Genomic DNA, 26,450 nt, shown 5'->3' with positions numbered 1-26,450 from the left:
TTGGATCGCCACACACCCAGACCCCGGTAACGCGATGTAGCCCGCCCCGGGGCCGGCCCGGGAGAATGCCCTGCTTAAAACGCCGTCGGTGTGGTGGACAGCGACTCCAGCCAGGCCACGGTGGCGGCCAACTCGGAGGGGCGAATTTCGTGTGCGCTGGGGAACTCGCGGTACGTCACCGTCACCGGCAGTGGTGCCATGTGGTGGGCGATGGCCTGGGCGTTGGCCAGCGGGATCACGTTGTCGTGGGTACCGTGGCTCAGCCACAGTTGCTTGCCACGCAGCGCATCGGCAGGTGCGGTGAGCGGCACCACCTGCGGCAGCAGGCGGCTGTGCCACACCAGGCCTGCCTGCATCAAGGCAGGCCGGGTGAGCAACAGCGACAGCGCCATGATGCCGCCCTGGCTGAAGCCGCCCACCACCACCCGCTCGGGCGGAATGCCCAGCTGCTCGGCAGCAGACTCGACCGCCTGGGCCACCAGGGCGCGGCTTTGCGCCTCCTGCTCTTCGTTGATGGTGCGCTCGCCGTTGGGCTCGATGGAGAAATCAAACCACGCGTGTGATCCCGGCCCCATGCGAAACGGCGCACGCAGGCTCAGCACATGAAACCGGTCCGGGATCTGCGGGGCCAGGCTGAACAGGTCCTGCTCATTGCTGCCCACGCCATGCATCAGCACCAGCAGCCAGGGCCGGGGTGCGGTGGCGGCAGCGGGACGCTGCAAAAATGTGAGCGGCAAGGTAAGCATATATGTGCGCCTCGAATGGTTTAGGGCCAAAAACGGGTGGAATGCGAGGAGTTCCGTGTCAGTGCGCCGGCTCCAGGGCAAAAGCGTCCATCGACAGCATGCTGTACATCACCTCGCGGCTCAAGTAGTTTGCGTGCAGGTCGTCGCCTGCTGCACCCAGTGCAAAGAAGATCGGCAAAAAGTGGTCTTCGGTCGGATGCGCACGGTGGGCGTGAGGCGCCTGGCTGCGGTAGTTGAGCAGTGCTGCCATGTCCCCACGGGCCAGGGCGTCCTCGATCCAGCGGCTGAACTCCAGCACATAGGGCGCGGGCGCGCGCTCGCCGCCAAAAAACTCGGCCAGGTTGTGCGTCATGCTGCCCGACCCCACCACCAGCACGCCCTGGCTGCGCAGGCTGCGCAAGGCGGCGCCCAGTGCATACACATCGGCCGGGCCCGCGCCCACGGGCAGCGCCACCTGCACCACAGGCACGTCGGCCTGCGGGAACAAGTGCATCAGCGGCACCCAGGCGCCGTGGTCAAAGGGACGCGCGGCATCGCCCTGGGCCGCCACGCCAGCGGCCTGCAACAGGCCCAGAACTTCTTGCGCCAAAGCGGGTGAGCCCGGAGCGGGGTACTGCAGCTGGTACAGCGCGGGAGGGAATCCGCCAAAGTCGTGCCAGGTGGCAGGCTGCGGCCCGGTCATCACCTGCGCCGAGCGCGCCATCCAGTGTGGCGACATGACCACCACACCACGCAGGCCGGGGTACTGCGACTTCAGGCTCTGGCCCCATTGCGTGAGCGCCGGGCCGGTGGTGCCCGCATCCAGCGCAAACAAGGGCGCACCATGCGATACAAACAGCGCGGGGACTGCGGCAGAAACAGGAACGGGGGCTTGGGCAGAGGCAGACATGACAACTCCAACAAGGAACACCATGAATGTAGGACTGATAGCCCGTGATACCAAGCCCTGCAAGGCAGACAGATTGTTCTACGGATGATGCCAATCAAACATTGACAGCGCCTTGGCGCACAGCGCGCAACGCCCACCAGCCCCTACGCAGGCCTGCTCTGGCCCGCAGGTCAGGAGCCGTCGCGCACCCTGCCCCGCAGTGCCTTGGTCTCGCCCCGCTGCGTTTTGCTTTGCAAGCGCCGCTGTTTCGACCCATAGGTGGGCTTGGTGGCCCGGCGCACGCGGGGCGGCACGGCCACGCTGTTGACCAGCGCATTGAGCCGCTCCAGGGCATCGGCACGGTTTTGCTCCTGGCTGCGGTACTGCTGGGCCTTGATGACCACCACACCGTCTTGCGTGATGCGGGTGTCGCGCAGGGCCAGCAAGCGCTCCTTCACACCCTCGGGCAGCGACGACGCCACCACGTCAAACCGCAGGTGGACGGCACTGGACACCTTGTTGACGTTTTGCCCGCCCGCGCCCTGCGCGCGCATGGCGGTGATTTCAACCTCGTCCTCAGAGACCTGCAGGGGCAGCGGGGCCATGGCCGTGAAATCCCCCGCGCCCAGCCATCAGGCCGCTGGTTGCTGGGCCAGCAACTGCGCCAGCCCGTCAATCGCCAGGCCATAGCCCAGCACGCCAAAGCCACACATCACCGCCTTGGCAGCGGCAGCCATGTACGAATGGTGGCGGTAGGCCTCGCGCGCGTGCACGTTGCTGATGTGCAGCTCGATCAGGGTGATGCCTGTGCCCTTGATGGCATCGTGCAGCGCAATGCTCGTGTGGGTGTAGGCCCCGGCGTTCATCACCACGCCCGCCAGCTCGCCCGCTGCGTGCATGCGGCCCGCCTCGTGAATCCAGTCCACCAGCGCGCCTTCGTGGTTGCTTTGGTGAAAACGCAGCGCAAAACCGTGGCGGTTGCAGGCGTCGGTGCAAAGCTTTTCCACATCGGCCAGGGTGGCCGCGCCGTAAACGGCAGGCTCGCGCGTGCCCAACAGGTTCAGATTGGGGCCATTGAGGACAAAAACGGTTTTATTGGCGGTCACAGACAAGTCTCCGGGGCAATGCGCCTGCCACGCTGGCAGGCCAGAGTGCGGGATTATGCGGCGCCCCAGCGCAGGGGCCGCCCCAATAAAAAAGCGGCCCCGAAGGACCGCTGTAAAAGGCAGCCTGTGCAACGCTGCCTGTGAGCGACTCGCGCCCAAGAGGTTGGTGACAAACCAGCCGCTGGGGGCTGATCAACGGTCCCAGTGGCGACCGTGGCCGTGCCCGTGGTGGCGATGGCCGTAGCCATAACCGCCGTAATACACCGCTGGGGGTGGCGTGTAGTACACCGGGGGAGCGTTGTAGTACACAGGGCGTGGAGGGGGAGCGTAGTACACCGGTGGGGGCGGTGCCACATACACCGGGGCGGGGGCGTAGTAGCCATTGCTGGCCCCCACCACCACGCCGGGCACGCCAATGCCCACGGACCAATTGACATCGCGGGCCTGGGCGGAGCCAGCACCGGCCAACAGGGCCAGCGCTACACCCGCCACAGCGGCCGCAGTAGAAACAGAACGGGTTTTCGTCATGGAAATCTCCTAGTGAATGAGGGCGACCAGCCAAAAGGACACGCCTCACCGGTACACAACGCACCAAGTGCCTAAAAGGATGGCACAAAATCGTCTTTACGTTGTGTCTGAACGTACACGCGCTGGTTTTAATGCGCAAACCGTCACGAAACCGCCGCCTAAAATGGCTGGATGAGCACCCCCTCCCCCGCCAATACCGCCGCCACTGCCACTTCTGCGGCCCCTGAAACCGTCAAGCCCAGCAATTTTTTGCGCCAGATCATCGAACACGACCTGGACAAAGGCACCTACGCCACCCGCCGCTGGGCCGGCACCCCCGGCGACGCCGCCCACCACGCCCAGGGCGAGCCCGACCCCGCCAAGATCCGCACCCGCTTCCCGCCCGAGCCCAACGGCTACTTGCACGTGGGCCACGCCAAGAGCATCTGCATCAACTTTGGCCTGGCGCGCGACTACGGCGGCGTGTGCCACCTGCGCTTTGACGACACCAACCCCGAAAAAGAAGACACCGAATACGTCAACAGCATCATCGACGCCGTGAAATGGCTCGGTTTTGACTGGACACAGATCGGCCAGGCCCCCGGCAGCGCCGCCCCCTACCAGGCCAGCGACTACTTCGACTTCATGTACCGCGCGGCCGAATACCTGATCGAAGCCGGCCACGCCTACGTGGACGAGCAAACCGCCGAACAAATGCGAGTGAACCGGGGCGACTTCAGCAAGCCCGGCGTGGACAGCCCTTTCCGCAGCCGCACCCCGGCAGAGAACCTGCGCATCTTCCGCGAGATGAAGGACGGCCAGCACGAAGACGGATCGATGGTGCTGCGCGCCAAGATCGACATGGCCAGCCCCAACATCAACATGCGCGACCCGGCCATCTACCGCATCCGCCGCGCCACCCACCACAACACGGGCGACACCTGGTGCATCTACCCCATGTACACCTACGCGCACCCCATCGAGGACGCGCTGGAACAAATCACACACAGCCTGTGCACGCTGGAGTTTGAAGACCAGCGCCCCTTCTACGACTGGCTGCTGGAGCGCTTGACCGAAGGCGGCCTGCTGGCCAGCCCGCCCCCCCGCCAGTACGAATTTGCACGCCTGAACCTCACCTACGTCATCACCAGCAAACGCAAGCTCGCCCAGCTGGTGTACGACCACAAGGTCAGCGGCTGGGACGACCCCCGCATGCCCACCATCGTGGGCCTGCGCCGCCGTGGCTACACCCCCGCCGCCATCCAGACCTTTGCAGAACGCATCGGCGTCACCAAATCCGACAGCTGGATCGACTACAGCACGCTGGAAGGCTGCCTGCGCGAAGACCTGGAGCTGAAGGCCCACCGCGGCATGGCCGTGCTCAACCCCGTCAAGCTGGTGCTGACCAACTGGGACGACGTGATGGGCGCCGGCCACCTGGAGCCCTGCAGCCTGCCTGCCCTGCCCCACCCAACTGAGGGGGTTGAGAGCCCCGTGCGCCACTTCACCATCGGCAAGGAAGTCTGGATCGAACGCGAAGACTTTGAAGAAGTGCCCCCCAAGGGCTACAAGCGTTTGTTCCCGGGCAACAAGGTGCGCCTGAAGGGCGGCTACGTTATTGAATGCACCGGCTGCACCAAAGACGCGGACGGCAACATCACCGAAGTGCTGGCCACGGTGGTGCCCGACACCAAGAGCGGCACCCCCGGCGCCGACAGCGTGAAGGTCAAGGCCGCCATCACCTGGGTAGGCGTGGCCGACGGCGTGAACGCCGAAGTGCGCATGTACGACCGCCTGTTCCTGGACGCCCAGCCCGATGCGGGCGGCAAAGACTTCATTGAAAGCCTGAACCCGAACAGCCTGAAGGTGGTGACGGCCATCGTGGAGCCGTCATTGGCCAACGCCAAGCCGGACGACAAGTTTCAGTTTGAGCGGCATGGGTACTTTGTGGCGGACCGGGTGGATCACGCGGCGGGGAAGCCGGTGTTTAACTTGGCGGTGGGATTAAAAGACTCTTGGGGGAAGTAAGTTTCTTTTGAATAAAAAAGAGGCTAGCAGACTGTGAGGTTTGCGGGCCTTTTTTCGTTCTGAACGACCACTCACGGCCCAATACCGCCGTTGGACAAAGCTATCCCAAAGCTGACGTTGACGCACTACCTGCTGGCTGGCAGCCCAAACTGCGCTGTCTAAGCGTCCGGTGCCCGCCTGTCGGCAAGCTAAAGTTTGTTGGATTGATGCTTACAGGGTTTGGCGGACGCTTTACATCTGAACTTTTGAACAGAGCATTGACCGCGAGTCCACATTGCCAGCCAAATCCAGGAGGAATCAGTGTCCAGAATATCCCGCATGCTTCAGTTTATCCCGCAGGCTTTGCGGAATGCATCACGTTAGGCAGGAGCAGTCAGTGTCACTAACACCTGAGACTCGCCTGATGGCCGATGAACTTACGAAGCGATTCCTAGTTCCATTTTCCCTAGAGGATGAAACCACGACCATTCGAGGTTGCCTGCCATTATTGCCTCTTCCATTCCGTGGCATTGCGGAAACATTCATTGATCGACTCCGAGCCACGATCCAAACGACCGCAGCACCTTTTCTTCTTGCAAATCAAGCAGCGTATGACAAGCAATACCAGCGTTTCTCAATGGCTGAACGAATCCGAGCACGGTCAATAGAAGAGGAGCCTGATGAAACCGAAGATGAGATTGAAGCTCGCCGTAACGAAGCAGCTCGGGTAGTCGCCAATTCGAAAATGGACGCGTTTTCAAAATCGGAGGAAGGCATTGATTCGCTGGTTGCAGAAGCAGCAAATTTTTTACTGCATTTGCACAAAACACCAGAAATTCAATCTGTTGCGCGTGAAATTTTGCTGCAAGGCACGGTGGCAACATGGTCTGCCTTGGAGATGCTGGTCGGTGATGAACTCACACTGCTATTGGATAATCGTCCTGATCTGGTGACCAAGTTGCTGTCAGACCCAAATGCCAAGCGCAAATTTGAGTTACCGAAACTCAACGTCGACGATCTCGCATCGCGAGGATTCGATCTTTCTAAACAAATGGGACGCTTATTGTTCGAAGAACGCGACCTGAGCAGCCTCCCAACGCTTAAGTGCGCCTGCGAAGCACTCATTGATTCCTCTCGCCTCCGCGAGAAACTGGCAGCCCCAACAGCTTGGCGTCTCAATCAGAATCGGCACCTAATCGTTCATCGCCGAGGCATTGTGGATGAGGAATACCTTCGTAAGACAGGGGTCCAACTAAGCGTTGGAGATCAACTCATTGTGTCGCCCACCGAATTTGAAGAGCTTTTGCTGCACGCTCTATCTATCGGAAGTGAATTCCTAGCTGGGCTAGCCTCACTTGTATTGCATGACCCATCCATTAGCACGGACGCTGCCCGATGAAGCAGTGCAGCGCCGGTAATACCAGATGTTGACAGCCGCTTTCAGCCGCCCCACCGACTGCACTTGGCCGGGAGCTGACTAAACCACATACATCCTATCCATGCAGCAAACCGTCCCAAGCGACATCCTCCACTTCTGGTTCACCGAGCTAACCCCTCAGCAGCACTTCGCCAAAGACGCTGCCCTCGACGAATCCATCCGCACCCGCTTCGGCCCCACGCTGGAGGCCGCTGTCCGCTGTGAACTGTTCACCTGGCGCGCTACCCCAGAAGGCCGGTTGGCAGAAATCCTGGTGCTGGACCAGTTCTCGCGCAATGTGTACCGCGACACCGCCCGCGCCTTTGCGCAAGACGCACTGGCCCTCGCCCTGGCGCAAGAGCTGGTGGCCAGCGGGCAGGACCGCAGCCTGCCCACGGCGCAGCGCGTGTTTGCCTACATGCCGTACATGCACAGCGAATCTGCCGTGATTCATGAGCAAGCCCTCGTGCTGTTTGCGCAGCCGGGCATGGAAAACAACCTGGACTTTGAGCGCCGGCACAAGGCCATCATCGACCGCTTTGGGCGCTACCCGCACCGGAACGCGGTGCTGGGCCGCACCTCCACGCCCGAAGAACTGGCGTTTTTGAGCGAGCCGGGGTCATCGTTTTAGGCATCGCGCTAATTCGCTATATTCTTCATAGCACCTCCCGCTTATCAAACAAGCGCTACAGGCCAATATGGCGGTCAATGAGGTGCTCGATTAAACTGCGCCCATGCATCCCGCCATCGCCCAATACCGCACCGGCATTGCCGCTATCTGCCGGCGCTACGGCATTCGGCGGCTGGAGGTGTTTGGCTCGGCGGCACGGGCCAGTGACTTTGACCCCGCCCACAGCGACGCCGACTTTCTGGTGGAGTTTGCTCCGGGTGTTGAACCCGGGCTCCACTCCATTTTTGGCGCCAAGGCCGATCTGGAAGCCCTACTGGGCCGGGGCGTGGATTTAGTGGAGCCGGGCGCGGTGCGCAACCCCTATGTGCTGGCCAGTATCAACCGGCAACGCGCGATCATCTTTTCCGCAGAAGATTAGCTATCTTTTTAGTAGCTGCTAGCGTAATCCCTGTAGGCACCAGATGCCAATTTGGCTCGTAAACACGCAGCGCCGCTAAACTTCAAACCATGCGCCCCTCCGAAGCCCTTTCACTGCACCGCTCGCAAATCCGCGAGATCGCGCTGCGCCACCGCGTGAGCAGCGTGCGGGTGTTTGGCTCGGCGCTGCATGGGGACGACACAGCCGACAGCGATCTGGATCTGTTGGTAGAGCCCACCGCGCAAACCACGCTGATGGACATTGGCGCGATCCGGTTTGAACTGAAGCAGTTGCTGGGCATGGAGGTGGATGTGCTTACCCCCAACAGCCTGCCCGCCAGTTTTCGGGACCAGGTGCTGCGCGAGGCGATCACCGTATGAGCCGGGCGCACCCGCTGCGGGTGGCGGACTACTTGCAGCACATCCTGGAGGCTATCGGCAACATACAGGACTACACGGCTGGCATGGACTTGGCAGCGTTCTTGTCAGACCGCAAGACCTGCGATGCCGTGATTCGCAACCTGGAAGTGATTGGCGAGGCCTGCAACAACGTGGCCAAGAACCACCCCGACTTTGCGCAGAAACATGCCCATGTGCCGTGGGGCTTTGCTTATGAAATGCGCAACGCTCTGGCCCACGGCTACTTCACTGTGGATCTGGGCATCGTCTGGCAAACCGTGCAGAACGACCTGCCAGCGCTCAGGGCGCAAGTAGCAGCACTCTTGCTATAGGCCGCTTCTATTTCGATAGCTGTTAGCGCTTATCCATCAAGCGCTAGAGGCAAATTTCATCCAAAGAACTGCCGCACCACCAACGTCCTTCCATGACGCCTCCGTTCACCCCCACCTTCGCCCACATACCGCCCGGCCCACTGGAAGGCCCCTTGCAGTTGCTCCCCATCAACGCCGCCGTGGTGTCCGTCCACGCCGCCGATGGCGCGCATGTAGGTTCGCTCAAGCTGGTCGGCGGGGTCTGGAAGTTCAAGGCCATGGGCTACGACGCCGCAGGCCGCATGGAGCCGGGCCATGGGCCGCTGACGGAGCAGCACAACATGGCGTTTGCCACGCTGGATGCGGCTGAGGTGAGTGCCCGTCTGCTGGGGGCGCTGACCGATGGGGCGGACGCATCGGCTTGAATCTTTTCAGGCCAATTCGCTTCAATTTCTATAGCTGCTTGCGCTTGTACTGCAAGCGCAGGAGTCAGATTTGACTCATAAATGTTGAGCCCATCGCACTTCGGCGTCCTTCATAGCCAATATATTAAAATTGTTTCTCATATTTGACAAGTACGCATTTTTGCAAATAATGAGAAGCACTATGCCATCACCCGCCCCCATCCTCCCCGAACAGTGCACGGCCCGGCTGCAAGCGTTGGGTGAGCAGATTCGTGCCCGACGCAAGGCCCTGCGGCTGAGCGCGACGGTGACGGCAGAGGCGGCAGGGATGTCGCGGGTGACGCTGCACCGCATTGAAAAGGGCGAGCCCTCGGTGACGATGGGTGCGTGGTGCAATGCCATGGCGGCGCTGGGCATGGATTTGCAAGCACACAAGGGCACGCAAGAGCCGCCCGCTACGGCGCCCGACCGCGCTGGGTGGATTCCGGCGCGGGTGGCGCTGGCGGACTACCCGCAACTGCGTGCGTTGGCGTGGCAGGTGCACGGCACGGACACCCTCACGCCTGCCGAAGCGCTGGGCATCTATGAACGCAATGCGCGACACCTGGACATGGAAGCCATGCCCACCCACGAAAGAGCGCTGCTGGATGCCCTGCGGCTAGCGCTGCAGCCCACAGCCCAAAGCACAGGGGCCAGCGATGCAGTTTGAACGCCCGCACCACCAGCGCATTGCGCATGTGCTGAGCGCACTGAACGGCGAAACGCTTGTGCAGCATGGCTGCCTGTTTGGGGGCGGCACATGCATTGCGCTGCGCCATGGCGAATACCGCGAGTCGGTAGATATTGATTTTTTGGTGTCTGACGCGGCGGGCTACAGGGAGTTGCGCCATTTGCTGACCGGCCCCGATGGGCTGGCCACCATCACGCACCTGCACGCCCCGCCTCTGGTGGCGCTGCGCGAGATCCGGGCCGACCAGTACGGCATTCGCACCCAGGTGCAGATGGATGGGCAGGCAATCAAGCTGGAAGTCGTGCGCGAGGCTCGCATCGCACTGGAAGCACCAGGTCCTGTCGACACCCTGTGCGGCGTAAGCACCCTGACATCCCTCGACCTGGCGGCATCAAAGCTGCTGGCCAACTCGGACCGGCAAGCCGACGATGGTGTTTTCAGCCGCGACGTGATTGACCTGGCCATGATGAACTTGCAACTGCCCGCATTGCGCGCCGCGCTGGCAAAAGCCACCGAGGCCTATGGCCCCTCGGTGGCACGCGACTTGGGCAAGGCGATTGACCGGCTGCACAACCGCACCGGCTGGCTGGAACGCTGCATGCAGGCCATGGCCATGCAAATGCCCAAGGCGGTGCTGTGGCAAAAGGTGCGGGCGTTGCGGCGCGTGGTGCCTGACGCGTGACATGGGCCCCTGTGATTTCGAGACGCTGTAGCAGCTCGCGGAGCCAAGGCGCTGCACAAGCCGCTTGCGAGCGCACAGCTTTCAAAACAAATCTGCTACGCCTTTAGTAGCTGCTCGCACGTATGCCTCTAGCGCTACAAGCCTCTTTGGCGCTAAAACGGCCAGCCAACAGCGCTACCTCGCCTCCGCATATACAAACTCCACCGCCGCACAAGCCGCCGCCACCTGCGCCTCAATGCACTGCTCGGGCGTGGCGCGGGGGCTGTCGGGGTAGACCTCCGTCGTCGTGGTGTAGCGCGCGCCGCTGATGCTCGCGCACAGGCCCCACTGCTTCATCGGGTAGTGGATGACACCTTGGGCCACCACGGGCGTGCCGATGATTTCATTCTTGTCGTCCGCAGGCGCAATGTGGGTCACGCGGCTGACGGCATCGATGATGGCTTGCTGGAAGGCGGGCTGGGGGTTGTCGGCGTCGTCCACCAAGTAGAAGCCATCAGGGATGCTGCCGGGCTCGAACACCTTGCCGTCGCGTGCGGCGACGGCGGGGCGGTATTCGGACTCGTCGGTGTTGGTGGTTTCGTGCAGGTCGATGTGGGCGGCAAACAGGCCGTATTGGGCCTGGTGCTGTGCCACCAGGCGCATGAGGGCGGCGGACTCCTGCGCGGGCGAGCCATCGCGGAACGACCGGTTGGGGTCGATGGCGTCGAAGTTCCAGCGCTGAAACCGCTCGTACGCCCAGGGGCTCACACACGGCACCACCAGCAAGTTGGCGCGGCCGGCAAAGCGCTCGGCCTGCGTGTCCGCAAACCGCAGTGCGCCGTGCACGCCGCTGGTCTCGTAGCCGTGCACCCCGCCGGTCACCAGCACGGTGGGCAGGCCGGGCTGCCACTCGCGGCTGCGCAGGGCCCGCAGGGGAAAGCGCTCTGCCGGGTGCTGCGCGTCAGCATAAATCACGTCGCCATACATCTCCACGTCCAACCGGCCCCGCAGCGCCTCGATGGCTGTGAGCACGTCGTCGGCGTAGCTGCGCTGGCGCACTTGGCGTGCGCGCCACTGGTCGCGTTCTGCCGCGCCCCAGGCTTGGCCGGGTGTGCCGATGGGATAGGTGTGGGTGGGTTGCATGGGTGCGTGGGATGGAGTGGCGGGTGAATGGTTGCAAACAGGGCCGACGGAAAGGACAACATCAAACGGCTTGTCGCAGGGCGTTCATAGAATACCGCGATGCCCTTCCCTTCGATTCGGCCCTTGCGGCTGGCGACCTCGTCGCTGCTTTTGCTGCTGTGTGCGCTGGCGCACGCACAGCCCGCCCCCCAACCCGCAACTGCCAGCACCCCGGCTACGCGCCCGGCAGGCAGTGCCCCTGTGGATGGCACAACACCCACACCGGGGGGCGCTACAACCGCCGCGCCCACAGCGGCCGATGCGGCCCTGCTGTCGCGCGATGCCCGGCGCATTTACGAGCTGTCGCGCGACAAGCTGGTGCAGATCCGCACGCTGCTGCGCAACGCCAACACGCAGGCGTCGATTGGCTCGGGCTTTTTTGTGTCGGCCGATGGGCTGATCGTCACCAACTTTCACGTGGCCAGCCAGCTGGCGCTGGAGCCCGAGCGCTACCGGGGCGTGTACGTGACGATGGAGGGGCAGGAGGGCGAGGTGGAGCTGCTGGCGTTTGACGTGCAGCGCGACCTGGCCGTGCTGCGCGCCAAGGGGCGCACGGCAGCGGCGCCGGTGCTGGGCTTTCGGCCCACCACCGACCCACTGGCGCAGGGCGAGCGCATCTACTCGCTGGGCAACCCCCTGGACATCGGCTTTGCGGTGACCGAGGGCACCTACAACGGGCTGGTCAAGCGCAGCTTTTACCCGCGCATCTTTTTTGGCGGCGCACTCAACCCCGGCATGAGCGGTGGCCCCGCCGTGGACGACGCAGGCCGGGTGCTTGGCGTCAACGTCGCCAAGCGGCTTGATGGCGAGCAGGTGAGCTTCTTGATACCGGCCGAGTTTGCGCAGGCGCTGGTGCAGCGCGCAGCCAACGCCCAGCCCATCACGCAGGCCGCACATGCCGAGATGACGCGGCAGCTGATGGAGCACCAGCAACTGCTGACGGACCGGTTTTTGAAAGCGCCTTTTCGCGAGCAGCGCCACGGCAACTACCGGCTGCCCGTGCCCGACGATGCGCTGGCGCGGTGCTGGGGATCGGGGCGTGACCCGGCCTTCCCGGGGCTGAACCTGGAGCGCACGCAGTGCCAGGCCGACAGCGATGTGGTGGCGGGCGACTTCAGCACCGGCGCGGTGCGCCTGTCTTACGAGGCCTACAACGCGCCCACGCTGGGCGCAGCCCGGTTTGCCCGCATGTACTCGCAAAGTTTTGCGAATGAGCGCCTGCCCGTGCGCGGCAACCGCCACCAGACGGCGGCCGAGTGCACCGAGCGGTTTGTGGACCCCGGCACCGTGCCGCTGCGTGCGGTGGTGTGCCTGTCGGCCTACCGCAAGCTGACCGGCCTGTACAACATGACGGTGCTGGCCACCTCGGTCAACCAGCCCACACGGGGCGTGCTGGGCCGCCTGGATGTGCAAGGCATTGCGTTTGACAACGGCATGAAGCTGGCCAGCCACTACCTCAAGGCCTTTCGCTGGGAGGCCGCACCATGAGCGCGATGCCAACCACCACCCTGGGGCTGATCGAGGCGTTTGACCGCCACGGTGCGCTGCTGGCGCGTGCGCCCATCACCCGCTGGCCCGTGACGGTGGGCCGCGCGCTGGACTGCGACCTGGTGCTGGACGACCCGTTTGTGGCGCCCCGCCACCTGCGCATTGACCGCGCGGTGGACGAGCCGCGCACCGTGCAGGTGGAGGTGCTGGAGACACGCAACGGCGCACGCCTGCAGCGCAAGCAGCATGCCCAGGGCGAACGCTTTGACTGGCTCGATGGCATGCCCATCGACCTGGGCCACACCCACATCCATCTGCGCCTGGCCGATGCTCCCATTGCCGAGGAGCAGGCGCTGCCGCAGTTTCCGTGGCGCACGGTGGGCACCACGGCCGCGCTGGCGGTGCTGGTGCTGCTAGCCGGACTGGGAGAGTCGTGGCTGGAGGCGCGCGACGCTGCGCAATACCTGAAGTCGCTGCCCCTGTTGCTGCTGACCACGCTGGCGGTCGTGGGGGCCTGGGCGGGTCTGTGGTCCGTGGCCAACAAGCTGTTCGGCAGCCAGCTGCGGTTCTGGCGCCACGTGCGCATCGCATGCGCCGCAGTGCTGGTGGCCGACGCGATGCAACTGCTGAGCTATCTGACGGCGTTCACGTTCTCGCTGGAGTCGCTGTCGCGGTTTGCCCCGGTGCTGATGGTGCTGGTGCTGGCCGGCGCGCTGTACGCCCACCTGGCCACCGTGCTGCCCCGCCGCCGCGTGGGCCTGGCCTGGGCCATGGCGGCTGTGGTGCTGCTGGGTGTGCCGTCGTGGCTGGGCGCGCAGTGGCTCAACCGCATGCGGCTGGGCAACGAGCTGTACATGAGCAGCCTGTTCCCGCCCGCCCTGCGCGTGGCCCCTGCGGTGCCGGTGGACCAGTTCCTGCAAGACGCCGATGCGCTGCGCGGCAAGCTGGACCGGCGCCTGCGGGATGACGGGCTGGCGGACGAGGACGACGAGTAGGCGACCAGACGGCCTGCTTCTACCCTGCCATTGCCCCATGCGCCGCCGCAAGCCCCACCACCACGTCTACGTGGTCGAGCTCTCCAAAGACGTGCTGCTGGAGCCGCGCTTTCGCAAGTGCAACCCCGGCTACATCGACGGCAAACCCTGCGTGTACGTGGGCATGACGGGGCTGGACCCGGATGTGCGGTTTGACAAGCACAAGGCGGGCATCCAGGCCAACCGGTTTGTGACGCAGTACGGCCTGCGGCTGCTGCCGGACTTGTACGAGGGACATGGGAGTTGTTCCGGATTTGAAGCGACACGGTAGTTAGATCAAAATTGACAACTTGAGTGGCGCTCAGTACATTGGAATAAGTACAGACATTCATTCTTTTTGTTTCGGCTTCTCCACTACGAATTAGTGGGATCGGGTGCGATGGGCAAGTGTTTGCACTTGTCCATGTCAACCGCGTCAGTGCCGGGGAGCGATGGGAAACCCACGCACTCGCAGTGTTGCCCACACCGGCGCGGTGTGGACAGATACATGTTCCATGGCGGGCGGACTCAACTCTGGGGGTTGTTCATGAAGCACGCGGTACCCCGTAAAGTTGTTGTGCCTGCATTTCAACTGACCCGAGAGTGTGAGTTTGACAAAGCAGGAGCTGTCGAGCGGCGGTTCTGTGATAACCCTAGTGAGAGCTCCTGTAACGCATATCACTACCGCCCATCCTCCTCCGACCAAGCCAGTGCATGGAACCTGTTTGCGTTCACGTTGGACTCAAAGTGGCGGCCGTGGGACTTAGCGACGGTTTACCTGCTTGAGCAAGTTCAAGAGGTAAAACGGCCTGAGATGGCGACGTACCACGCCCTAGCGGACGACCTCGGCGCCTATCGGCACTGGCTTGATGCCCAGCAAAGGCAGGATCTTCTGTTTCACTTTCCACAGAACATGCAGGAGAGAGTGACATACCGGTACTACGGTCACCTCAAGAACCAGGTCTTCTTGGGTGTATTGGCGGCAAGCACAGCCGCGCACCGCATGCAGACGGTGATCGACTTTTACAAGTTTCTTGCTAAGGCTGAGTACTTCATACCTGAACATCCTGCCTGGAAGGCGAGACAAGTGAGTCTGGCCTTCAAGACCAAATATGGGGCCCAAGTCGTCGAGAACGTGGCGACGACGGACCTGCGCATACAGGCCCCCAAAGCCAGTGATGCCTTTCGGGAGACGATTCTGGACGGTGGTGAACTCCGGCCCCTCACGTCTGCTGAGCAGGGGTGGCTACTTGATGCCCTGTTGGCAATCGGGAACACGGAGATGTATCTGCTGCACTGGTTCATGCTTGCTACCGGCGCGCGCATACAAACCGCTTGTACGTTGAGGGTCGGATTTTTCCTCGGGCATCCGCATGCCTTTGGTTGTCGCTTGGTCGGTGGGCAGAAGGTTGTCAAGTTGAAGTGCGGACCAGGGACGCGGATCGACACCAAGGGTGGCAAGAACGGAATTCTGCAGATTCCTCTGGCATTGTTCGAAGCCATGCAAACTTACGCGTACAGCGATCGCGCCAAGACTCGTCGTCGTGGCGCAAAGGGGGGAGATCACCAGAACCAATATCTGTTTCTCACCAATAGGGGCCAGCCTTACTACTTGGGCAAGGACGATGCACAAGTATTTGACCCTGAGCACAAGAGCAGTTACCTGTGCGATGGTGGAACGGTTCGCAAGTTCGTGTCGGACCGTTTGCTTCCTGCAATCCGTGAACGCCACGATCCGCAGTTCCACTTCAAGATCCATGATCTGCGAGCGACCTTTGGCATGAACTGCGTGGATCTCATGATGCCCTGCGTGCAGAAGGGAGAGATCACCCTGAGCACAGTACTGGGCACGGTACAAGAACTGATGTGGCATTCCAGTCTGCAGACCACTGAGCGGTATCTGAACTACCGCAGCCGGATACAAATGATTTACGCAGCCGTCGACGGGTACGGTCAGCAGGTGCAGGCCTGGATCGCGGGTGCCAACTCTTTGGGAGGTTCGGATGAGTGAGAACTCGCCCAGCAAGTTTGTCGAACGGAAGGTTGAGATTGTGGACTTGCCGTTGCCGGACGGTGCACGGCTTCTGCATCCCGAGCGAGTCATGGTCCGAGTTGCAGGACATGTACATGACATTGGCGCCTACTGCTACGCCTCTCGGTCACCCAAGAAGCGCAAAGCCAATCGTAGTGCGGAAGTCACGCTGCAAAGCTTCCAGAATCACCGCGTTCCCCAGGTGCTGGGTTTGATCAGGACACTGTCCAAGTTCCTCACGGTGGGGGGACTGCGTCCCTATACGGTCCATGCGCACTGCGAATTTTTGAAGAATCTGATGGATTGGGCTGACCGCAACGGCCATGTCCAATGCCTGGCAGGCGGTGCCAACACCTATGACGCGTACCGGCTCTATGCTGCGGATGTGGAGGACGGCTACCGCAGGCAGCTATTCGGTAGCACCAATGCATTTCAAAAACAGACATACAACCTCAAGCTTCTGGAAGCGTTGACCGGTCTCACGGACCTGGCCAAGGGGATTCGACTGGTGCGGAAAAACGGCAGGGAATCCCTCGGTACGGAACCCGCAAATCTGCACGACTTCGCACATGCGCTGGCGATCAATGAGGCCTTATTCAAGGGCTTGACGGATCTGGTCCTGGAGCAAAAGCCCTTCCCATACCGCTTGCAAATGCCAGCCAGTCTCGATTGGGAACAAAACTATCTTTGGGTGTTTCCTAATTCGCAGTGGTTCCAATCGCCTAAGCGCCAAGGAGCGCCTGAAGCCCACCGCAAGGTCTACGACTACCGCAACGGGCGGCTGGCGACAGAGGATGCTATCTGGCCGTGTTTCCAAGGCAAGACCGAGCACGCAAAGCGCTTCTGGGCAAGACGTCAAATTGAGCTGACGCAAAGAACCCTGAATGCCGCAAACATTAACAGCCGTTCCTATTTCCGATTGAGACTCGCAAGTGTTGCGTTCGATTCGTTTGGGTTCTTATTTCTCGCTCACACAGGGGTGAACCTTCAGACTTTTCTCGACATCGAGTCGGATGGTGCCATCAGTGATGGTACGGCCAACCAAGGGTACCGTGTCATCAAGTGGCGAGCAGGTGGCAAGGAAGTGGACGTCGTCGTGCCCGTGGGGTTCATGCCCACCTTGCGTCGGTTCATGGAACTGCGACGGTACACACTTAATGGAGTCGCCTGTCCCTACTTGTTTCTCGCCCGGGGAATTACCTATACGCAAACACCAGGCAAGGGAGATCCTCAGTTCCTTCAGAGCTCGTACCTCATGATGCGCCGCATTGATCCAGAACTACCTCAAATCACTTCACGAAAGATCCGAGCGACAGTCTCCGCATGGTTCATCAGCCACCATGATGCGTCGGTGACGGCTAAGGTACTTCAGAACGCCACGGCGACCACCCTCAGGAACTACAACGCCGGAACTGTGGCAGACCAGGTGGTCGAGATGACCATGGTCTTGGAGAAGATCGCGCAGAAGGCCCAGACTATGGTCGTCAGCGCCGCCAATGTTGCCGAGGGGGCGAAGACCCTGAATGAGGGTGGCGTATGCAGTTCCTTCGGACAACCACGGCCGCTGTTTGAAGATCCACCTTTGGCGCCGACATGCAAGACTGGGTGCCTGTTCTGTTCCAAGCGTGTACTGGTCGCGGGCGAAGGTGATGCAAGGAAGGTTGCCAGCGCCGCCTTCCTCATGCGTCGGCTGATTCACGGATCACAATCGCACGCCGAATATCTGCCACTGATCATGAAGTGTGAAGAGGACTTAGGCAAACTGGCCGCGTTCGAGGGTTGTGCAGAAACCGTGGATCGGGTCAAGAAAGATGTCTACGAGAACGGCAACCTGACGCCGTACTTTGCGGACAAGTACCAGTTGTTTCTGGAACTGGGGGTGTTGTGAGCACTCTTGTCTCTCAATTGGAACTGCCGATCGGTGCCCATATCCCTGATGCGTGGAACCAGTCGTGCGTATGCCTTCCGCTGGATCACGTGATCAGCCGAGATGCCAATGGCAAACCCCTGTCCCTCGTGGGTCACTTCGTATGGGACATGACCTGCTACCACCCGAAGAAGAAAACCACGCAGATCGGATTCTGGTACTGGCGAGACACGCGGAGTCCCTCACATGTCAATGAAATGACGCCTGAGCGCATGGCCCGCATCAGGGAAATCCAGTATCTGATGTTTCTGCGAATATATCGCGCGGAACGCATTTTGAACGTTAAACATCTCGTTGGATTGCAATTGGCGCTACGGGATATGGCCCAATTTGCGGAGGCGCGCGACTGCTCGGTTCGCGAGATCCTGGAGAAGACCGAGGGCTTGGACGCGTATATTGCTGAAGTTCGTGGCTACCAATGCATAGTGCTAAGAAACTGGATTTTCTTCCTGCAAGGACTGGACCCGAGGACAGAACTGGGCTTTGAAATTCCAACGCCAAGGGAATGGAGAAACTTGGGCCAGCGAGCTCTCGATTACCAGAAGAGCCACAAGCAGCACGAGCCCTTGCCGACGCGGATCTACGCGCACCTCATCAATGCACTTGAAGTCGAGATAGAGACCATCGAAGCCCATATCAGTTTGATCCAGAAGGCCGTGCAAGAGACAGATAAACTGTACCAAGACAATGCTAAGTGCCGCACGATAGGCAATTCCTTCGGCACTGTACTCGTTGAAAATCACCGGTTGAAAGCCTTGCTGACCCATTATGGGTGCGAGCACTCAACACAAGGGCTGTCGGGCTTGCTGACAAACTGGCAACGCATCGCGAAGATCCAGATACACACATTCAGTGGCATGCGCTTCCAAGAGGTGCAGTCTCTGCCTTACTACTGCATGAAATTCGAAGAGCTTGGCCAAGGTCACAAGACAGCATGGATTGTTGGAACTACTACCAAGCTCAATGGTGGACGCAACACATGGGCGCGCTGGGTGACCACAGATCAGCAGGGCTTCCGCGCCATCAGGGTGGCGCAGCAGGTGGCTGACATGATCTACGGCGTGCTGGGTGTCAAGCCAACCGCGACGGAATCTGACAAGGGAAAATATCCCTTGTTCGTCTCCACTGGTTTCCTGCCTTGGAAGAAGCTGCAGGAGTCAATCAATGGGGGATTTAGGCCGAGTCAGAATCTTCATATCCTAGTGATGCCCGACATAGTTCAGGACAGGTTACTCCCAGTCATCGAACTTGAGGACATAGAGGAACTGGACGCCATCGAGCCATTTCGGGATTGGTCCACTGATCCAGAGTTCGCATTCGGCAAGCGTTGGAGTCTCAAGTCCCACCAGTTGCGCCGCTCGTTGGCTCTATATGCGAATGCCAGTGGTCTGGTGAAGTCATCCACACTCCGCCGTCAGTTGAAGCACCTCGCAGATGAAATGGGCTCCTACTATGGTCGCGGCAGCACGTTCGCCAAGAACTTCCTTAAGGAAGACGAAAAGCAGCTACACCAGCACATCGCGTTCGACTGGGAAGACGGGGAGCAGGAGGCGCAGCTCCTGGCTTTTACCCGCGACGTGATTAATGCGGACGAGGCCCTATATGGACCTGCCGGCATCTACTATGACCGTAGGAAAGAGCGCGGCGAGGTGTTGTCGGAGAAGGAGCTCAAGAAGCAGCTAAAGCAGGGCACTATGGCCTACAAGGCGCACCCGCTCGGCGGGTGTACCCATGTGGGCAATTGCGACAAGCAGAAAGGGCTGCGTCTGACGTCAGGCATTTGCGTGACCGAGGCATGCAAAAGCCTGATCGGCAAGCACTCGGCCATCATCAAGGTCATTCAGCTTCAATACGCGTTAGTGCGGCGGCTTGAGCCCGACTCCATCGGGTACGCAATGGAGAGTGAGGAGCTGGATATCCTGAAGGCGACAGAACTGCAGTGGCGGCAAAAACCTGCTGCAGGTGCAGCATCCTACCAAGCTGCCTCGGGTGCGGATGTAAGTCGGGGAGGCAAGAATGTCTAATGCGATAGCTGAATACTTCGAGGCCTTAGAAAGGCTCAAGAAGAGTACCAATAAGGTCATTCGTAAGGGAACAAGGATCACCAATGACAGCGTGGCCTTGGAAGCTGGGCGTGGCAAGGGAAGTATCAAGAAGTCGCGGCCAGTGTTTGCGGCACTGATCGCGGCAATCGATGCGGCTGCTAGCGAACAGGCTCAGCCAGTCAACGACGCCACGAACAAGCTTAAAGCGGCGAAGGAAGATGCCACGAGGTACAAGGCGATGTGGCTAGAGGCGCTCTCAAGGGAGCAGAGCCTAGTCAAGCAGTTGTGGGATGAACGCATGGAGTGGACCAAGAAAGAGGCCGAGCTCACTGGCGAGAAGGTGACATCAATTCATGCAAAACGAAGACAAAAACAAACGTAAATGCATAGCGGTTCTTAAAAGCGCTGTAATGCTGCCACGCCGGAGGTGGGTTCAACAGTATGAGGCGCCACACATTGCTTGAATCGCCCCGGTTTTGAACAGACCCCCAGAAGTTGGACAAACTTCAAGGGGTTATATGAAGAAGTACCAAACGGAGTTCAAGCTGGAAGTGGTCCGAAGCTTCCTGGCAGGCGAAGGCGGCGCGAAGCTTTTGGCTCGGCGGTGGTCGGTGCCTGAGGAGAAGATCCGCACTTGGGCGAGCCACTACCGCCTGCATGGCATAGACGGATTGCGCCCCAAGCGCAGCACCTACAGTGCGCAGTTCAAACTGCAGGTACTGTCCCATCAGGATCGTGAACAGCTCTCCAGCCGCCAGGTCGCGGCGATCTATGACATCCGCAATCCCACCAAGTCGTGGTCTGGCGACGCAATCTCGATCAAGGCCGCCTGCAGGCGCGCGAGAGCGGGAATGAAGAACAGCCCAAGATGAAGCCAAAACGACGCTCTGCCGCACCGTCGAGCACAGTTGTTGCCGATGCGGAGAAAGCCCTGCGGGAAGAGAACGACCGACTGCGCGCGGAGGTCGCGTATTTAAAAAAATTGCAGGCCTTGATCCGATCGAAGAGATCAGCTGCGCCGACAAAGCGCGACTGATTGCCGGGTTGAGGCATCACCATAAATTGGCATACCTGTTGCAGGTCGCAGGCCTGCCACGCAGCACGTTCTACTACCAATGCCAGGCGAGCCAGCGCGCCGACCAGCAAAGCGCCTTGGAGGCCAGGATCCGCACTGTCTATGACCGGCACAAGGGTCGCTACGGACAACCACGAGCGCATTAAGCTCCGGCTGCAGGGGCTCAGTCCGTTGGGATACCGGCTGAGAAACACCGCCTGATAGGCGGTAAGGCAACCGTCCAACTTCTGGGGGTCAGTTCAAAACCGGGGCGATTCACTCGCCACAACAATCGGAGGGGAGGCGCACTCCGCCTCATCGGATGTCTGCTAGCCGTTCTGAACCCATTAATGTGCGACCAACCGTTTCTGGCCGATTTCTGCAGAAGGTGTGAGCCCGAGCCTGGTCAGCATGTCCTTCAGGTGAAGCTCAGGCTTTAGCCCTGTTGTCGAATAGCCATTGGACAGCATCTTGGTTCTTCAAGATGCCGTCGAAAAATGCGGTTCGCCAGCTGTTGGGACCGCTGGTTGCTATCGCATCATCACAATGCTCGCGAATGACCTTCTTCCACTTCGCAATAGTGGAAGTGCGACGCACCTGCTGTCGCAGTTCTGACCAACGGTTGTTGCAAAACTGCTGGTACTCCACCTCGTCAATAGACTGGTCCAGGTGATGCGTCACACGAGGCCTGCTTTTCGCTGACACTGAGGTGCAAACGTCAGCCTCAAACTTCGGCGCGGCGTAGGGCGGAGAGATCTTTGTGATGTGCAGCCGCTGCTTGAGCAGCCTGTGATCGTAGAAAGGGTGGAGTGCGCGGTGCGGCGAATGAGGAGCGTTTGCGCGATTGCCTCGCTTGCCATTGCATGTCCCGCAGCTGGGAACCAGGTTCAACGACAGGAAAGAGAATTCCGCCCACGGCTTGCGGGGCAAGAAGTGATCGACGGTCTTATGCGTCTCCGATCCGCACATCGGGCAGTACCCATACAGCGTAGTGTTCGCAATCGTGTCGATCCAGCTCAGACCCGAAACCTGAGAACGACCGGTGTATAACGCCGAAAACTTATCCGGCCAAGGTGCGTTCAAGCCGAGCGCCGGGATGGAATTGCTCCCCTTCTTCAGACGGTATTCGGCGTACGACAACAGGATCTTGCCGCGGATCGCGGGGGGCAGCGAAATCTGAGGTGCTAGAGCTTTGAGGATGTCGTCGTCGTCGACCTTCTTTCCCAAAATATCGGCTAGCTTGATGCTACGCATCCTGCTCCTCCGCGGAGTCGCTCTGCGAGTCAGAGGACATCAGGAAGCGAATGGTCGACAGCATCTCAGCGTTCAGTTCCTCGCCGAAGTTCTCAAGCAGCCAAGAAACTCGTCCAGCCTCATTGGTGGATGCTTTTTTCCCTTGGCGAGACAGCGCAACCGCGACCTTGCGATGGAACTTTGTCGCTGCAGCGTCGCCAAACACGGCATCCGATATGGAGCTCACGCTCGCTCCCAACGTCTTCAAGTGGACCGAGCCGATAGATGGCGTATCGCTTTCTCTGCTTACCACGTGTACGCACGAGGTAGGGACCTCTCTCACAACATACGGCGAGTGCGTAGCGACTAGGGCAATGGAGTTCGTGGCCGTCAACAGGTCGTGCAGAAGACTCATGAATTCCGAGATGAAGTTCGGATGAAGATGGGTTTCTGGCTCGTCGAGGATGATGAGCGACGCCTGAGAGATCGCGCACAGAGACAGTGCTGCAAACTTCAGATAGACCCTCTGACCGCTGCTGGGCGGGAATGGGCGCATTTCCGAGTCGATCAATGCCAGGTCTCTGGTCAGGTCCACTGCGGATGCGAGGTAGAGCAGGGCCTGCTCGCCACTTGGAACGGCAGACAAGGGGATCCACAAATGCCCGTCCACGTCTTTGATGGCGCCACTGACCTTCTTGGGGAACCTTTTCAGTGGCAAGTGAATAACGGACAGCGGCAGTACTGGGTCGACGATGTTCTCGAAGATCTGAAAACGCCGCGCCCCGTTCAGCAGCGAATCGTCTCGTATGAGATCGAGGACTGCACGGCCCAGCGGCATGGCAGCCGAGGCGACCGAAGACATTTGCTCCGTTTGAGACGCAAAGCTGAAGTACCAATAGTCGAGTGGCGCATCGAGCCGGACGCTTCGTGGCAACAGGTCCTCGTGGTCAGTGGAGAATACGAGCACAGAGTTGGGAAGCGCTTTCCATTCCGCGGCCGCAGCACTGAAGTCGGCGTTGGGCGTATCCAGGAAGACCGTCTGACCAGAGGTGTCAGCCCGCAACGCAAGCGATCCGATGAGCTGTCTGAGAAGCTGGCTCTTTCCCGTGCCGTTCTTCCCAATCAGCACTTGAACACGATCTGACACCATGCTCTGAGCACCGGTGAAAGCCAGCGTCGTCACATGGGGAGCCTGGAAACCATTCAGGAGGACATCGACCTTGATATTTGCCCTAGCATCAGTGCTCCAAGGGATCACCGCCCGGGCCACGTAACGAGGACCCTTTGCAAAGGCTCGATACGCGGATCCCGTGCGCAAGACGCCAAGCGTGAAAGTGTCGTCTTCGAGCACCTTCTCCAGCGTCCCTTCGCTGACAAAACTGTGGACGCGGGCCAAGCAGATATCACCGATAGCCAAAAGGATTGAGAACCGTTCCTCAAGTGACTCGCACCATCCAGCCAGTTCTCGATAGCTTTTGTCGTCGTCAAGCAGGGTCAGGAACACCCTTTCGTCGAACTTGGCCGGGATCAGCCTCTCGGTGGTCTGAGCTTGGAGTTCACTGACCCAGCCTGAGAAGGAGTGTCGGAGCGTCTTGTCAGGACTGTCCGAGAGCACAACCACGAAGGCATCGAGGCTCAGGAATTTGTCACCCACACCCTTGATGGAGATGGTTGCAGCTACCTGGTTTCCGAAATCGTTCCAGCCAGGATTTCGAGGCGTCAACACGACGCTGCGCTCGGGTATGCGCTCCCTGACCGGGTCGACCTTCGACACAAAGACCTCGTGTTTAGCCACAGCCCCTCCCCTGTCTTAGCGGTTTTTGAACTCGGTCCGGCTTCGGTCTTGCGCCTCGTACGCAGTCAGACACTTTGCAGGCAGACCGCGCTCGATCCATGTGTTGGCTGGGTTCGATGGGTCTCGATAGAGCGCCTTGGTGGGCACACTGGCACGCTTCGTGGACCTTGAGGGCTGCAAGGCATCGATCACCTCTTGAAGACTAAGCCCGGCAGCCTGAGTCGTCTTGATGTAGCCGTCGGCAAGCACTTTCAATTCTTCGACGCGCTGCGCCTGGATCTTTTGGTTCAACTCCTCACTGAGCTTGAAGAGTTCGGAATAGGAGAGCTTCGAAAAATCAGGTGTGGCCATCAGCGACAGTGTGGCATAGCCCGCAGGTGCGGGCCGCCGAGTATAGGCCGCTGGCCCCGGTGCCTGACGGCACGCCTTTGCCAGCCCCGGGGGGCCAAACTGAACTTAGCCCAGTGCCAACCGGGCCGATGCCAAAGAAGATCTGGGTCCGCAGCACTTGAACGCCTGCTTTTGAGGGCACAGCGGTCCTTCCGCCGCCGAGTCTGGCGGACCGCAACCAGCCTGAAGCGGGCTAGCGTTACTTCCAGTCCTCAAGGTATCGAAGCGCGCGTTCTAGATGACTGACCAACATAAAAGCGGAGCAAATTGCGCCCCGATTAACGCTAACAATCGGTAGGTACTTCTGAAGGTCAAAAGGTAGCGCGGACCATCCGCGCCAAGAGAAGTCTGAACTATCCGTGCACGATCTTGTGCCGAATCGCATACATCACAAGTTCGGCGTTGCTTTCCACGCCGAGCTTGCGAAGAATGCGCGTTCGGCTGGAACTCACAGTCTTCACGCTGATAAACATTTTTTTGCCGATTTCAGTCAAGGAGATGCCTTGGGCAATCATGAGCATGATTTGGTGCTCGCGGGCGGACAGCTTATGGTGCGGTGGCTGGTCGTCGTCTGCACTGGCCGTCTGCAGCAGTAGCCGCTGAGCCGCGATGCTGCTGAGGTAACGCCTGCCGGCGGCCACCTCACGGATGGCTTGGATCAACTCCTCGGCCTCGGCATCCTTGGTGAGATATCCACTGGCGCCCGCGCGCAGCGCCACCACGGCGTACTGCTCGGCCGGGTACATCGACAGCAGCAGCACGGGCATCTTCGGAAACTCTGCGCGAAGCGACGGCATGGCTTCCAATCCGCTGCGCCCTGCCATGCTCACATCCAGCAACACGACTTCGAAAGGAGCTCCCCGAAGCTTGGCCAGCATTTCGCCCACATCGCGCGCTTCGTCCTCCACGCGCATGTCAGCCTCGTCCGAAAGCAGCTTGCGCAGCCCGGAACGGAAGATGGTGTGGTCATCAACAACGAGGACTCTGATCATGGCGTGACAGGTATTGAAAGGTGAAGGCTCGTGCCCGCCCCGGGCGCGCACTGCAGATCCAGGGTGCCGCCCAACTCACGTGCCCGCTCTTTCATGCCAAGCAGGCCTCGCGCATCGCTGCGGTGGGGGCCTGCGGCGAGGCCCACACCATCATCCCGGATCTCCAGCGACAGCCGATTGGGCGCCTCCTGCCGCAAGGACACCCACACCTTTCCAGCATGAGCATGTTTGGCAATGTTGATCAGGGCCTCCTGGAAGATGCGGAACACACTGGTCGCACGGTCGATCTCCAACCCCTCCAGCGTGCCCGAAGTCTCCCACTGGCATTGCAGCGCGTGCCGCGCCGCAAACTGGCGCAGCTCGCGCTGCATAGCCGAGGCCAGCCCCAGGTGGTCAAGCCCGCTGGGCCTCAACTCCTCGGACATCTCCCGCACCGACTGGATGGCCTGGCGCGTGATGTGCATGAGGTCCGCCGCGATCTCCTGGAGTGCAGAATCGTTGACCCGGCGCTGCACGCGCTGGGCGTTCATCTTGATGGAGGCCAGCAGCCCGCCCAACACATCGTGCAGCTCACGCGCGAACAGGGCCCGCTGGCGCTCGCGCTCCTGGTTGATGTGGGCAGCCAGTTGCTGCAGATCATTGCGCGCTTGGCGCAGCTCTTCTTCGCGCAGCGTCTGCTCGGTTACGTCAATACCCACACCCATCACCGCAGGTCGGCCCCGGTAGGCCATGCGCGAACCATGCACTTCAAGCAGCACAATGCGCCCCTGCTTGTGAATGGCTGGGGTGACGTAGCGCACGCTGTCGATCTCGCCTGCGATCCGCTGGTGGTACATCTTCAGCGTGTAGTCGATGGACGATGGTGGAACGAGGTCGCGCAGCGACATGCCGACGATCTCGGAACGGCTGCGCCCAAAGAACTGAGCCCAGGTCTCGTTCGAGTACACGAAGATTTCATCCTGTATGACGTAGATGCCCGTGATCGACTGCTCGACGATCGCTTTGAATGACAGGTCCAGGTAGTCATCTGCGTTCGGAGGTGGTGGCTGGGGCTGCATGGTTCGGTCGTGGCGGGATCAATACAGGGCAACGGTA

At 60.5% G+C, this 26,450-nt stretch carries 29 protein-coding genes; 18 read left to right on the top strand and 11 right to left on the bottom strand.

Translation table 11 applies throughout. The features are described 5' to 3' along the window. Nucleotides 1-74 precede the first annotated feature (74 nt). The 5 genes from C8C96_RS12130 to C8C96_RS12110 form a co-directional block, all read right to left on the bottom strand. Nucleotides 75-746 (bottom strand): alpha/beta hydrolase, encoded by a 672-nt coding sequence (locus tag C8C96_RS12130; RefSeq protein WP_121942483.1) that lies wholly within the window; start codon nt 744-746, stop codon nt 75-77. Nucleotides 747-804: 58 nt separating this feature from the next. Beyond that, a complete protein-coding gene (locus C8C96_RS12125) occupies nt 805-1,635 on the bottom strand; it encodes a class III extradiol ring-cleavage dioxygenase (protein ID WP_121942482.1) in 831 nt (276 codons plus the stop codon). Nucleotides 1,636-1,805: 170 nt separating this feature from the next. Further along, nucleotides 1,806-2,219, bottom strand: coding sequence for an alternative ribosome rescue aminoacyl-tRNA hydrolase ArfB (arfB, locus tag C8C96_RS12120; protein ID WP_108498831.1), 414 nt, complete (start codon nt 2,217-2,219; stop codon nt 1,806-1,808). 27 nt (nt 2,220-2,246) lie between these two features. Then, the gene (aroQ, locus tag C8C96_RS12115; protein WP_121942481.1) at nt 2,247-2,720 is read right to left on the bottom strand and encodes a type II 3-dehydroquinate dehydratase; all 474 of its coding nucleotides are present in this window, start codon (nt 2,718-2,720) and stop codon (nt 2,247-2,249) included. Nucleotides 2,721-2,912: 192 nt separating this feature from the next. Continuing rightward, the gene (locus C8C96_RS12110) at nt 2,913-3,248 is read right to left on the bottom strand and encodes a hypothetical protein (RefSeq protein ID WP_056064701.1); all 336 of its coding nucleotides are present in this window, start codon (nt 3,246-3,248) and stop codon (nt 2,913-2,915) included. A 171-nt stretch (nt 3,249-3,419) separates the two neighbouring features. Here C8C96_RS12110 and C8C96_RS12105 point away from each other — a divergent pair, with 171 nt between their 5' ends. The 9 genes from C8C96_RS12105 (at nt 3,420) to C8C96_RS12070 (ending at nt 10,225) form a co-directional block, all read left to right on the top strand. Continuing rightward, nucleotides 3,420-5,255: a glutamine--tRNA ligase/YqeY domain fusion protein gene (locus C8C96_RS12105; protein WP_121942480.1), complete on the top strand. Its 1,836-nt coding sequence runs from the start codon at nt 3,420-3,422 to the stop codon at nt 5,253-5,255. A gap of 403 nt (nt 5,256-5,658) precedes the next feature. Beyond that, entirely contained in the window at nt 5,659-6,633 is a 975-nt protein-coding gene (locus tag C8C96_RS24645; RefSeq protein ID WP_147455674.1) for a hypothetical protein, read from the top strand. A gap of 100 nt (nt 6,634-6,733) precedes the next feature. Further along, nucleotides 6,734-7,282: a DUF924 family protein gene (locus tag C8C96_RS12100; protein ID WP_121942479.1), complete on the top strand. Its 549-nt coding sequence runs from the start codon at nt 6,734-6,736 to the stop codon at nt 7,280-7,282. Nucleotides 7,283-7,385: 103 nt separating this feature from the next. Beyond that, entirely contained in the window at nt 7,386-7,700 is a 315-nt protein-coding gene (locus tag C8C96_RS12095) for a nucleotidyltransferase family protein (RefSeq protein ID WP_121942478.1), read from the top strand. 89 nt (nt 7,701-7,789) lie between these two features. Continuing rightward, on the top strand, nt 7,790-8,080 hold the full coding sequence (locus tag C8C96_RS12090; protein ID WP_008906417.1) for a nucleotidyltransferase family protein: 291 nt from the start codon (nt 7,790-7,792) through the stop codon (nt 8,078-8,080). After that, the gene (locus tag C8C96_RS12085; RefSeq protein ID WP_121942477.1) at nt 8,077-8,430 is read left to right on the top strand and encodes a DUF86 domain-containing protein; all 354 of its coding nucleotides are present in this window, start codon (nt 8,077-8,079) and stop codon (nt 8,428-8,430) included. Before C8C96_RS12090 ends, C8C96_RS12085 begins: the two co-directional genes overlap by 4 nt. A gap of 92 nt (nt 8,431-8,522) precedes the next feature. Then, nucleotides 8,523-8,834, top strand: coding sequence for a hypothetical protein (locus C8C96_RS12080; RefSeq protein WP_121942476.1), 312 nt, complete (start codon nt 8,523-8,525; stop codon nt 8,832-8,834). Nucleotides 8,835-9,015: 181 nt separating this feature from the next. Beyond that, nucleotides 9,016-9,522, top strand: coding sequence for a helix-turn-helix transcriptional regulator (locus tag C8C96_RS12075; RefSeq protein WP_121942475.1), 507 nt, complete (start codon nt 9,016-9,018; stop codon nt 9,520-9,522). Next, nucleotides 9,512-10,225: a nucleotidyl transferase AbiEii/AbiGii toxin family protein gene (locus C8C96_RS12070; protein WP_121942474.1), complete on the top strand. Its 714-nt coding sequence runs from the start codon at nt 9,512-9,514 to the stop codon at nt 10,223-10,225. Before C8C96_RS12075 ends, C8C96_RS12070 begins: the two co-directional genes overlap by 11 nt. Nucleotides 10,226-10,399: 174 nt before the next feature. Here C8C96_RS12070 and C8C96_RS12065 read toward each other — a convergent pair whose 3' ends face one another. Further along, nucleotides 10,400-11,347, bottom strand: a complete 948-nt coding sequence (locus tag C8C96_RS12065) for a M14 family metallocarboxypeptidase (RefSeq protein ID WP_121942473.1) — start codon at nt 11,345-11,347, stop codon at nt 10,400-10,402. Nucleotides 11,348-11,446: 99 nt separating this feature from the next. On the opposite strand from C8C96_RS12065, the gene C8C96_RS12060 reads away from it, so the two are divergent. From C8C96_RS12060 to C8C96_RS24855, 9 genes are all read left to right on the top strand, one after another. Continuing rightward, a complete protein-coding gene (locus C8C96_RS12060; protein ID WP_121942472.1) occupies nt 11,447-12,874 on the top strand; it encodes a serine protease in 1,428 nt (475 codons plus the stop codon). Further along, entirely contained in the window at nt 12,871-13,869 is a 999-nt protein-coding gene (locus C8C96_RS12055; RefSeq protein WP_121942471.1) for an FHA domain-containing protein, read from the top strand. The genes C8C96_RS12060 and C8C96_RS12055 overlap by 4 nt, the downstream gene beginning before the upstream one ends. Before the next feature lie 37 nt (nt 13,870-13,906). Further along, nucleotides 13,907-14,179 carry a hypothetical protein gene (locus tag C8C96_RS12050; protein ID WP_121942470.1) on the top strand — a complete coding sequence of 91 codons (273 nt, stop codon included), beginning with the start codon at nt 13,907-13,909 and terminating at the stop codon, nt 14,177-14,179. A gap of 255 nt (nt 14,180-14,434) precedes the next feature. Then, on the top strand, nt 14,435-15,898 hold the full coding sequence (locus tag C8C96_RS12045; protein WP_147455673.1) for a site-specific integrase: 1,464 nt from the start codon (nt 14,435-14,437) through the stop codon (nt 15,896-15,898). Next, complete coding sequence (locus C8C96_RS12040; RefSeq protein ID WP_121942468.1) at nt 15,891-17,807, top strand: hypothetical protein; 1,917 nt, start codon at nt 15,891-15,893, stop codon at nt 17,805-17,807. The genes C8C96_RS12045 and C8C96_RS12040 overlap by 8 nt, the downstream gene beginning before the upstream one ends. Continuing rightward, nucleotides 17,804-19,870: a hypothetical protein gene (locus C8C96_RS12035; protein ID WP_121942467.1), complete on the top strand. Its 2,067-nt coding sequence runs from the start codon at nt 17,804-17,806 to the stop codon at nt 19,868-19,870. Before C8C96_RS12040 ends, C8C96_RS12035 begins: the two co-directional genes overlap by 4 nt. Continuing rightward, complete coding sequence (locus tag C8C96_RS12030; RefSeq protein ID WP_121942466.1) at nt 19,863-20,273, top strand: hypothetical protein; 411 nt, start codon at nt 19,863-19,865, stop codon at nt 20,271-20,273. The genes C8C96_RS12035 and C8C96_RS12030 overlap by 8 nt, the downstream gene beginning before the upstream one ends. 136 nt (nt 20,274-20,409) lie before the next feature. After that, nucleotides 20,410-20,763 carry a transposase gene (locus C8C96_RS12025; RefSeq protein WP_121942465.1) on the top strand — a complete coding sequence of 118 codons (354 nt, stop codon included), beginning with the start codon at nt 20,410-20,412 and terminating at the stop codon, nt 20,761-20,763. Next, nucleotides 20,760-20,927, top strand: a complete 168-nt coding sequence (locus C8C96_RS24855) for a hypothetical protein (protein WP_158605756.1) — start codon at nt 20,760-20,762, stop codon at nt 20,925-20,927. The genes C8C96_RS12025 and C8C96_RS24855 overlap by 4 nt, the downstream gene beginning before the upstream one ends. A gap of 447 nt (nt 20,928-21,374) precedes the next feature. Here C8C96_RS24855 and C8C96_RS12020 read toward each other — a convergent pair whose 3' ends face one another. The 5 genes from C8C96_RS12020 to C8C96_RS12000 form a co-directional block, all read right to left on the bottom strand. Continuing rightward, the gene (locus C8C96_RS12020; RefSeq protein WP_121942464.1) at nt 21,375-22,199 is read right to left on the bottom strand and encodes a hypothetical protein; all 825 of its coding nucleotides are present in this window, start codon (nt 22,197-22,199) and stop codon (nt 21,375-21,377) included. Next, nucleotides 22,192-23,952, bottom strand: a complete 1,761-nt coding sequence (locus C8C96_RS12015) for an AAA family ATPase (protein ID WP_147455672.1) — start codon at nt 23,950-23,952, stop codon at nt 22,192-22,194. The genes C8C96_RS12020 and C8C96_RS12015 overlap by 8 nt, the downstream gene beginning before the upstream one ends. 36 nt (nt 23,953-23,988) lie before the next feature. Continuing rightward, nucleotides 23,989-24,324, bottom strand: a complete 336-nt coding sequence (locus tag C8C96_RS12010) for an H-NS family nucleoid-associated regulatory protein (protein ID WP_121942462.1) — start codon at nt 24,322-24,324, stop codon at nt 23,989-23,991. Nucleotides 24,325-24,716: 392 nt separating this feature from the next. Continuing rightward, a complete protein-coding gene (locus tag C8C96_RS12005; RefSeq protein WP_121942461.1) occupies nt 24,717-25,355 on the bottom strand; it encodes a response regulator transcription factor in 639 nt (212 codons plus the stop codon). Beyond that, nucleotides 25,352-26,413: a PAS domain-containing sensor histidine kinase gene (locus C8C96_RS12000; protein WP_121942460.1), complete on the bottom strand. Its 1,062-nt coding sequence runs from the start codon at nt 26,411-26,413 to the stop codon at nt 25,352-25,354. Before C8C96_RS12000 ends, C8C96_RS12005 begins: the two co-directional genes overlap by 4 nt. Nucleotides 26,414-26,450: the final 37 nt, after the last annotated feature.

Source organism: Acidovorax sp. 100 (genome assembly GCF_003688355.1).
GTDB classification, from domain to species: domain Bacteria; phylum Pseudomonadota; class Gammaproteobacteria; order Burkholderiales; family Burkholderiaceae_C; genus Acidovorax; species Acidovorax delafieldii.
This window is presented reverse-complemented; position numbering and strand designations above follow the sequence as displayed.